The following is an 8,729-nucleotide window of genomic DNA, read 5'->3' on the forward strand; positions in this document are numbered from 1 at the left end:
AACCGTTGTTCTTCGATGTTGTTGTGGTCAATTACTTTATCTTAATGAATTTATTATTCTTAAAAGTGTTAACCAGATCCTTTTTCATCTGTTGAACCAGCTTATCAGCATACGCTTTGGCTATTTCCATCCCTTTCGATTTAGCGACGATGAGCAGGGATGTCAGGTCATTCTCCCTCCCGCAGTTGGCACAGACGACAAAGCTATGACCCGGAGGTGAGTATTCCTCGCAGGGTAAAGCAAACTGCTCCGATCGACAGAATGCACAACGCAGCCGGATCGTTTCTTTGAGATCGTCCATCATCCCATCAGACCAGGAAGCGAACCCGCAAGTCCGCCAACGATAGATCCGACCAGAGGGTGTTCCAGAAATTTAGCAAGGCGGCTCTTAGCTTCCTGTTTTTCTTCATCAGAAGCTGAAGACATCTCGATCTGCTGAAGCAACTGGTTAAATACGTTGTGGATGTTTTGTGTGTTACCGTTGCCAACCTGCGCTGGCCCATGAACATTTAGCGTCGCAATTTGCATACTGGCCCCTAACTCGTATGAACGATTTTTCCCGTGTTTGACTGAGATAGCACGACTCTGACCTTCTTCTGTTAAGCTTACTCTTGCAAAGAGCCCATTTCGTTTGCTTACCAGAGAACGGGAATGGCAGATATTGATGATCTTGAATAAGTACTCTTCCGACCAGTGAAGCAGCTCGTCAATAGCAATGCGATCGTTCTGGCCTGCATCGAATCCAAATGAAACAGTTTTTATCGTTTCTCCAAGGTTCTCCATGTCGTCGTTCATGTACGTCAAAAGGGCATCGATATCTGACTGAATTTTCTCTGCGTCCATGTTTAGCCTTATTTAGTGTTCTGATGAAAAAAGAAACATTATACATCTGCCACAGCCAGGCAGTAAGCCCTGATGCAATCAATGGCCAGGTAGCTCTGTTAATGCCGTTGTTCCTGCCGGTCTGCCAGCAATGCGGATCCTAATGACTACTATACAATCTGCACCCGCTGAGAAACTGATATTACTAGCCCATTCATTACCCCGAAAGATAATACTATTCAATACCTTCTAAAACGCACTGTGTCGCGTCAGGTTCAACGTATTCGAACCATTCAAAGATTTCCATTACCTCTATCTTTCATGCGATTACAGGGACTTTCAGAAAGCTTCAGTAATATTCAGAATTAAAACGCTCAGTCACTTATCAAATCACTGACATCCAGTGTATTAATCATCCCTGCATACTGATGGCCTTCCCCATAAGAATAAACAAGTTTTAACTGCGTTATTCGGCTTACGGTATCTACCCCGATTATTACTCCCGACGCAGGCTACAACATGGATTATGGTTCGTTGATGTAATCAATACTCTGGTACACACTAAACGGATCAATACAAGCCATTCAGCTGTCATTGATCTTTCCTGGCCAGTTCTCGTAATAACACGTTAAGCAGGCAGGCTAACACCAGTAATACTCACTATGCATTTTCACTTCGCTAAAAGCTGCCTTACACCAAGGTTACTCCCCTGATACATTATCGACAGCACTACACTCCATGGAGGTTTATACACCTGCAACAATATCACTAAATTTAATATCTAACGTATTTACGTAGCCTTATCTCAGGGCAACCACCTCACCCTGTTTTTTGATAAAGGGGATATATCTGAGCTCAAGTACTATCTTAATAACAACCTTACCTACCGACTGATATCATCGGTAACACTCTTCTTAACAGTAACACTCCCTTTCAGATGACATTCTTTTCTTAGCTATCACTCACCCTTCTGATGCAATACGCTTGTATTAACTGTTGTTGAACTATAAAGACACCCCCTTCTTTATTATATTAATACCAATCCAACACATCGGGCCTGACTGCAATACCAGAGCAGGTTACGTCAGGCCTGGTCTATGCGCGATAAAAGCTATGCACGTTCACTCTGGAATTATCTTTACCAACAACCAAAAAAAAGACACTTTGTCGCCTCAAATAACCTCAACCACTATAACACCAAAATTTCCACAGCTCACAGAAGCCATCTCCCTGATTCTGAGCAATGAAGTGAAACTATACCAGGGTAACCATACCTGATGCCAAAAATGTATCCAGCAGCGAACCAGGCACCATGATGGGGATGAAAAAGCGCGTGTACACAAGGATGATCGGGTAGCTAAGATGCGCCTTTCACAAAGGGAATATTGAAGATAAAAACCAGAAAACAAGGTATTAGAAAGAAATTTAATAACATTAACGACTACACTCACACCACGCTATCACCTTTTAAAAACCCACTTAAAACCACCACTTAACCTCAATCTGACTACCAGATGTGTTTTTTAGTGACTGTAAAACCGTATCCATGCTACTGTGTGACCACTAAACACACCACTAAAATCACTACAATGTAGTTTAAAAACAAAGGAATTAATAATGGCAGTTAATTTCTACAATGGAAGTCAGGGAATTATAAAAAGTCGGGATATGCGGATTTGCAATTATTATGCTGACTGGCTGATGACGAATAACCGAATCGACACCAGAAACATTCCACGACAGGATGCAGAAAGTTGCAGAAAAGCATTAAATGAACTTATTAATCAATACATTCCGGATAAAGAGCAACAGATAAGGTTGCTCCAGGATATGGAAATGGGCAGGGAAGAAAACATTCTGCCACTGGATAGTTTTGACTGGCTGAATCAGGATGAGCGAGCTACATTCTGGTTGTGGGGTTACCTCTGTAAAGTTAGCGATGAAGATTTTGGGATTACCCGAAATGGAAATACACTATACGGTCCAAACTGGTATACACATTTCGGATTATCTCTGTCTCCAGTCAATCACAGGGAACGGGTGAATATCATAGGTCATATATTTGATCGCATTATCATCACGCCTCCCCCTGTGACGTATTTAAAAAAACAGGTCATGGAGAGACTTAAAGACAAGTGGAAAAATATTTACAGCAAACCATTCCCGCTAAAATGGTTGCCGGATGAAGAGGACGCTGTATTGTGGGCGTGGAACAACCTGAGTAAAGTACAGAAAGTCAGCATCAGTACCCTGGAGGAACTGAGTATGACCTCCGGTGGGTTAACAACATGGTTTACTCCTCTCAGTCATACAGAGCGTAACCTTGCCCTGCGTGCAGCGCTGGATTTATGGGACAATGCCCCGGACTCAAAACGTTTGTTTCTCCTGAACCTCAATAAAGCCTGGAACCAACAAAAGCTACGCCAGTCCCGTACTGATAAAAAAGCGCTGAACACATATCTTAAGAACGAAACCAAAACGCGACTCGACTTTATGGCTGATCGTAGCGGGGTTCGTATCAGCGATATGCTGGAAATGTTGATTAATGAACATTACCGGAAAACCTGCGGTGGTGAATAAATTTTCTCCCTGACTACAGAAGTGAATGAAAGTCTCAATCATACAGACCAGAAATTACATTCAAAAAAATTTCAGACCTATATTACCTGTGTGAGAACGGCAGCAGAAATGCTGCCATTTTATTATTCCACTCACGGAGGNTACATTCAAAAAAATTTCAGACCTATATTACCTGTGTGAGAACGGCAGCAGAAATGCTGCCATTTTATTATTCCACTCACGGAGGTTAATGTGTCCGATAAAACTGAACAGGGCCTTGATGCCCTGAAGCAACAGCTGTCTATCCTGCCCGAAACACTCTCCCGCACAATACTGAACCGCATCCGGCAGCACATCCATTACGAGCCGGTCATTGGCATTATGGGTAAAACAGGAAGTGGAAAAAGTTCGCTCTGTAATGCGCTCTTTCAGCAGCCCCTCAGCCCGGTCAGCGATGCTCAGGGCTGTACCCGTGAACCGCTTCGCTTCACGCTCGATATCGGCGGGCGCCGCATGACGCTGGTCGATTTACCCGGTGCCGGAGAATCTCTGGACTATGACCGTGAATACCGGCAGTTGTATAAAGAGCAGTTACCGACGCTGGATCTTATCCTCTGGGTGATGAAGGCGGATGACCGGGCCTGTGCTACTGATGAGGCATTTCACCGGTTCCTGCTCAAATGCGGTGTCTCATCAGGCAGCATNCTGGACTATGACCGTGAATACCGGCAGTTGTATAAAGAGCAGTTACCGACGCTGGATCTTATCCTCTGGGTGATGAAGGCGGATGACCGGGCCTGTGCTACTGATGAGGCATTTCACCGGTTCCTGCTCAAATGCGGTGTCTCATCAGGCAGCATTGTCTTCGTCATTAACCAGGCCGACAAGGCAGAACCCTCGCTGGAATGGGACAGGGAAGCCTGTCAGCCCTCCACCGGCCAGCTACTGACACTGACTGCCCGGAGCGCATCCATCTCGCGGCAGTTCTCCTGTCCTTATCCGGTGCATGCAGTGTCGGCAAAAACCGGCTACAACCTGGCCCGTCTGGTCGAAACAATGATATTCGCCCTGCCCCCGGAGGCCAGCAGCGGCGTGTTTAGTCNCAGCCCTCCACCGGCCAGCTACTGACACTGACTGCCCGGAGCGCATCCATCTCGCGGCAGTTCTCCTGTCCTTATCCGGTGCATGCAGTGTCGGCAAAAACCGGCTACAACCTGGCCCGTCTGGTCGAAACAATGATATTCGCCCTGCCCCCGGAGGCCAGCAGCGGCGTGTTTAGTCAGGTCAGGGAAGAACACCGGTCTGCAGAGGCAGAGAGTACAGCCCGAAAGGATTTTGGCGATCTGCTGGGTGAGTTATTCAGCCGGATAGTTGACGCCATTCCGCTGCCAAAGTCGGTCCGGGAAGGGCTGGGAACAATCCGCGATGGCATTGTGAATGCCGCTTCCGCACTGTGGCACTGGTTTTTTTGAGGAGGTGGAAATGATACTCAGGAAGCTGACATGGCCTCTGTTACGCATGCTGCTGCGCTATATCCGAAGACAGANAGAGTACAGCCCGAAAGGATTTTGGCGATCTGCTGGGTGAGTTATTCAGCCGGATAGTTGACGCCATTCCGCTGCCAAAGTCGGTCCGGGAAGGGCTGGGAACAATCCGCGATGGCATTGTGAATGCCGCTTCCGCACTGTGGCACTGGTTTTTTTGAGGAGGTGGAAATGATACTCAGGAAGCTGACATGGCCTCTGTTACGCATGCTGCTGCGCTATATCCGAAGACAGATAGTAAACAGGATCCTGGGTTACTGTCGGCACGCAGGCAGGCCGGAGAAAGCGATCCACCGCGTCCGTTGGGCTCTCATCGTTCTGTTTCGCATCTTACTGCGTTTATTGAGGGAGAGATTAATAAAACGCAATACTGCAGCCACCTTCAGCCCTGACAGCGCATCCTGCTGACCGGCTTTATGACAGGGTATGACCACCTACAGCTCACTCACTGAACAATGTGCAATTATCCGCGAGAATTCAGTCAGTTATTTTCGAAAAAATATTTCATCTTTTCTGCCTCTTCCTCTCATCGCTGGTCATAACCTGTCCACCCCGTCCTGCATAATAACCGCATGAGTTATCTCAGTATTTTTATTCACGGAGGGCATATGCGCGCCACGGATCCTGCGCATCGACACGACAGGCTGGCACTCAGGCTGTCAGTTATTATCAGCCGGCTTCTTGCCGGTGAATCCCTTTCACTGAAAGCGCTGTCCGGTGAATTTAGCGTATCTGAACGCACCCTGCGCCGGGATTTCTCTCAGCGTCTGCTGCATCTGGATCTGACTGGCGATAATGGCTTCTGGCGTTTAAGAACGAACCCGATGCGCGATCATACCCCGGGTGCACTGGCGTTTGCCCGCAACACCGGAATAGCCCGTCTCATTCCCTCACAGAGCCGTCAACTGATGCAGCTGCTGATGGATGAAAGCGGCACATCGCCCTGTCTGATAGGTCATGTACAGCATCCAGCGGGGATCCTCCCGGACTGCTTTCAGAGGCTTGCTGAAGGCATTTACCACCACCGGATGGTCAGCCTGCTGGTAAAGGGTATTCGTCACGACCACCTCGAGCCCTACCGGCTGATTTTCTCACAGGCATACTGGTATCTGGTGGCCAGCCAGTATGGTGCGATACGGGTATTCAGGGTTGAAGAAGTAACGTCGGTCTCCCTGTCTGAACGCTCTTTTCACCGACGCAGTGAGACCAGCGCGCTCATTGTGGACGCGGATTTCATCAATGCCCTTCCGCATTTTCACTTTATCAGCAACGTCATTCACACCTTCCGGGAGCATTCTCCCGAACCTCAGACCAGACCAAAAGGAGTTAAAACATGAAATACGGCAAAGCCCTGCTGCTGAGCGCAGGAATGATGCTGTCATCGCTGTCAGCTGCAAATGCCGCTACGCCCGATGCGTTTATACAGGCACATCATCAGCGCTGCGGCAAGCCCGTCTTCTATGCACAGACCGCTAACCACAAAAAAGAGGTCGAGATTTGCATCATCACCCCGTCGGTATCCTATTCATTCGGGAAGAAAGGCGCAGAACATAAGGAAATGGACATTACCGTACCGGCAAACACCACCACGTACGCATATCAGAACAATCAGGTAATCAGTCTGCAGGAATTCACTGTCCGAAACGGCGACACCTCATACCAGGTATCTGCCGGGACAAACGATGAAGGCACACCGTTCGCATCCCTGGACGTTTATCAGGGAACACCGGAGAAGGGTAAACATCTGGCGGAAATCCGTCTCGACCCGAATACGGTGGTGAACAATATCAGCCATTCACTTGCACAGGAAGACGTGACGGAATCGGACAGCCTCTGAGCAGAGGCGTTTTAACGAATGGATATTCACACAATGATGAACAGGCAATTAAAAATGACGACCGCTCACCGGGGCGTATTACTGGTCTTCACGCTGCTGGCAGCGCTGGCCCTGAGCGGCTGTGGTGACAAAAACGAACGTGAGTTTATCCGGGGCTGTAAGTCCGGTGGCGGAACCACCGCGATCTGCGGCTGTATCTGGGACGAGCTGAAAACGAAATATACCCACGGGGAACTGGAGAAAATGAACCAGCAGTACGGCTATGTACCTCCCCGCTTCATGGACAACATGCTGAGCGCTGCTCAGCAGTGCAGAAAATAAGGACTGAAAAGAATGGCGCTTGTTATTAAATATTTTGCGATTGCCTTCGGCATCGCGCTTGCGGTGGTCCTGTTTAATGTATTCGGGAATACGGGCGAAATCCGCAGTTTCGGGCAGGGAATGGGGTATCTGTTCTGGATGACGCTCGGCCCCGGTGCAGGTATGACGGTCGGCGCGTTCCTGCGCCAGTGGCTGATGCCGGATGCAGTATACACCAGCGAAGGTATGACCGGGCTGCTTAAAGCCCGCCTGTTCTGGCTTGTGGGACCTCAGTGTATCGGCTGGCTGACCGGTCTGATAACGGTGGGCAAACAGCTTATGTAACGCCCACGACGGGTTCATCAACAGTTACCACCTCTTCGATAATTTAAGGAAAAGTTCATGCGCAAACTATCTGCCGTTCTGCTGGTAACAACACTGGCATTCACTGGCCTCGCACACGCAATCCCCAATATGTGGACCAGCGGCTTCGGCATGGGGGTGACCGAATACATCATCACCAGTCCCGAAAATGTGATGTTTAACCTCAACTGCACCGGCAACCCCGATGAGCAGAACATCCTGCAGCATCACGTCATGCTCACCTTTCCTGATGGTTCCGGAGCGGACTCACATGACGACCAGACCGTCATCACGCTGGTCATAAACGATCGACAATTCCCGCTCCCTTCGTCTCTGGGATGGCGTAATGCAGACAATGCCTGGTCGCAGTTTATTACCGCTCTGGGGCAGGCAGCACATTTTGATGTGTATGTGAATGACAGGAAAGCCGGCAGTTTTCATCCGGGGATCAGGAATACGCAGCAGGAACTGGAAAATATCAGCGACTGTGAAAATACGGCCGGTTAATTTCCGGACACACCTCCCCCACTCGTTTAATACAGGAATTTAGTTCATGATGGATATCACGATTAACACCCTCGGCCAGCGGCTGAATACCCGTACGCTGCATTTTGTCCTGCTCAGCATGGCCACCTGTGGCGTCTGGCCCCTGCTCTGGCTTTACAAAAAGCAGGATATCATCAGCGAAACCACGGGCTACCCGCTTTACGGCAATCTGTTTATTATCTGGCTCACCGTCTGTTTCGGGCTCAGCCGTCAGTTGGGTGTCATGGCTGCGCCTGACCCGTATGGCTACGACTCAACCGGCGATATCCTGCTGGCACTCAGCGGACTGCTCTCAGTGGCCAGCGGAGTGATGTATGTGGTCTGGGCCTTTAAGGCCAGAACGGTGCTGCGTCACTATGCGCTGAACACCTTTCGCTTCGACCTGAAGATGAACGCCTTTTATACCGTGCTGTTTAACGTCTTCTATATCACGTACTGCATCAATGACATGCAGCAGGCGCTGGCGAAACACCAGATTATTCATGGCACGACAGCAGCACTGAATGAACCCGCGCCAGCCGGGGCAGAACCGACGAGCCAGCCCTGACAACTGTCATAACACAGGTATTACACACTACCGACGCCCTGCTCATCCGAGCGGGGCGTTTTCTTTTGTTTCTCAGAAAGGAAATTTCCATGCGCTTAGCCAGCCGCTTTGGCCGAATTAACCAGATCCGCCGTGACCGTCCGTTAACCCGTGAGGAACTGATGCAGCATGTCCCCAGCGTGTTCAGTGAGGACAGACACGGTTCCAGAAG

At 49.1% G+C, this 8,729-nt stretch carries 11 protein-coding genes and 1 pseudogene; 10 read left to right on the forward strand and 2 right to left on the reverse strand.

Features of this window, described 5'->3' with window-relative positions; all coding sequences use genetic code 11:
* Positions 1–31: 31 nt before the first annotated feature.
* A complete protein-coding gene (locus tag B9P82_RS24400) occupies positions 32–304 on the reverse strand; it encodes a hypothetical protein (RefSeq protein ID WP_101701116.1) in 273 nt (90 codons plus the stop codon).
* Entirely contained in the window at positions 301–843 is a 543-nt protein-coding gene (locus tag B9P82_RS24405; protein WP_101701117.1) for a hypothetical protein, read from the reverse strand. Before B9P82_RS24405 ends, B9P82_RS24400 begins: the two co-directional genes overlap by 4 nt.
* A 1,596-nt stretch (positions 844–2,439) precedes the next feature.
* Here B9P82_RS24405 and B9P82_RS24410 point away from each other — a divergent pair.
* From B9P82_RS24410 to B9P82_RS24470, 10 genes and pseudogenes are all read left to right on the forward strand, one after another.
* On the forward strand, positions 2,440–3,402 hold the full coding sequence (locus B9P82_RS24410) for a hypothetical protein (RefSeq protein WP_101701118.1): 963 nt from the start codon (positions 2,440–2,442) through the stop codon (positions 3,400–3,402).
* A gap of 231 nt (positions 3,403–3,633) precedes the next feature.
* The gene (locus tag B9P82_RS29135; protein WP_246842159.1) at positions 3,634–4,509 is read left to right on the forward strand and encodes a GTPase family protein; all 876 of its coding nucleotides are present in this window, start codon (positions 3,634–3,636) and stop codon (positions 4,507–4,509) included.
* 62 nt (positions 4,510–4,571) lie between these two features.
* Positions 4,572–4,853 carry a hypothetical protein gene (locus B9P82_RS24425; RefSeq protein WP_246842160.1) on the forward strand — a complete coding sequence of 94 codons (282 nt, stop codon included), beginning with the start codon at positions 4,572–4,574 and terminating at the stop codon, positions 4,851–4,853.
* Between the two features lie 680 nt (positions 4,854–5,533).
* Complete coding sequence (locus tag B9P82_RS24440; RefSeq protein WP_101701120.1) at positions 5,534–6,262, forward strand: helix-turn-helix transcriptional regulator; 729 nt, start codon at positions 5,534–5,536, stop codon at positions 6,260–6,262.
* Positions 6,259–6,762 (forward strand): hypothetical protein, encoded by a 504-nt coding sequence (locus B9P82_RS29140; protein WP_227549987.1) that lies wholly within the window; start codon positions 6,259–6,261, stop codon positions 6,760–6,762. The genes B9P82_RS24440 and B9P82_RS29140 overlap by 4 nt, the downstream gene beginning before the upstream one ends.
* 54 nt (positions 6,763–6,816) lie before the next feature.
* Positions 6,817–7,083, forward strand: coding sequence for a hypothetical protein (locus B9P82_RS24450; RefSeq protein ID WP_246842161.1), 267 nt, complete (start codon positions 6,817–6,819; stop codon positions 7,081–7,083).
* A gap of 12 nt (positions 7,084–7,095) precedes the next feature.
* Positions 7,096–7,407, forward strand: coding sequence for a hypothetical protein (locus B9P82_RS24455; RefSeq protein ID WP_101701122.1), 312 nt, complete (start codon positions 7,096–7,098; stop codon positions 7,405–7,407).
* Between the two features lie 57 nt (positions 7,408–7,464).
* Positions 7,465–7,932: a hypothetical protein gene (locus B9P82_RS24460; RefSeq protein ID WP_101701123.1), complete on the forward strand. Its 468-nt coding sequence runs from the start codon at positions 7,465–7,467 to the stop codon at positions 7,930–7,932.
* Between the two features lie 46 nt (positions 7,933–7,978).
* Positions 7,979–8,518, forward strand: coding sequence for a DUF4234 domain-containing protein (locus B9P82_RS24465; protein WP_101701124.1), 540 nt, complete (start codon positions 7,979–7,981; stop codon positions 8,516–8,518).
* Between the two features lie 89 nt (positions 8,519–8,607).
* Positions 8,608–8,729, forward strand: a pseudogene (locus B9P82_RS24470) (DUF945 domain-containing protein); the annotation flags it as partial.

The organism is Citrobacter sp. L55, assembly GCF_002850715.1.
GTDB lineage: Bacteria > Pseudomonadota > Gammaproteobacteria > Enterobacterales > Enterobacteriaceae > Citrobacter > Citrobacter braakii.

Excerpts from the sequence above, each read along its gene's own strand:
- B9P82_RS24400 (WP_101701116.1), bottom strand. The coding sequence starts at position 304 with ATGATGGACGATCTCAAAGAAACGATCCGGCTGCGTTGTGCATTCTGT.
- B9P82_RS24405 (WP_101701117.1), bottom strand. The coding sequence starts at position 843 with ATGGACGCAGAGAAAATTCAGTCAGATATCGATGCCCTTTTGACGTAC.
- B9P82_RS24410 (WP_101701118.1), top strand. The coding sequence starts at position 2,440 with ATGGCAGTTAATTTCTACAATGGAAGTCAGGGAATTATAAAAAGTCGG.
- B9P82_RS24440 (WP_101701120.1), top strand. The coding sequence starts at position 5,534 with ATGCGCGCCACGGATCCTGCGCATCGACACGACAGGCTGGCACTCAGG.
- B9P82_RS29140 (WP_227549987.1), top strand. The coding sequence starts at position 6,259 with ATGAAATACGGCAAAGCCCTGCTGCTGAGCGCAGGAATGATGCTGTCA.
- B9P82_RS24450 (WP_246842161.1), top strand. The coding sequence starts at position 6,817 with ATGACGACCGCTCACCGGGGCGTATTACTGGTCTTCACGCTGCTGGCA.
- B9P82_RS24455 (WP_101701122.1), top strand. The coding sequence starts at position 7,096 with ATGGCGCTTGTTATTAAATATTTTGCGATTGCCTTCGGCATCGCGCTT.
- B9P82_RS24460 (WP_101701123.1), top strand. The coding sequence starts at position 7,465 with ATGCGCAAACTATCTGCCGTTCTGCTGGTAACAACACTGGCATTCACT.
- B9P82_RS24465 (WP_101701124.1), top strand. The coding sequence starts at position 7,979 with ATGATGGATATCACGATTAACACCCTCGGCCAGCGGCTGAATACCCGT.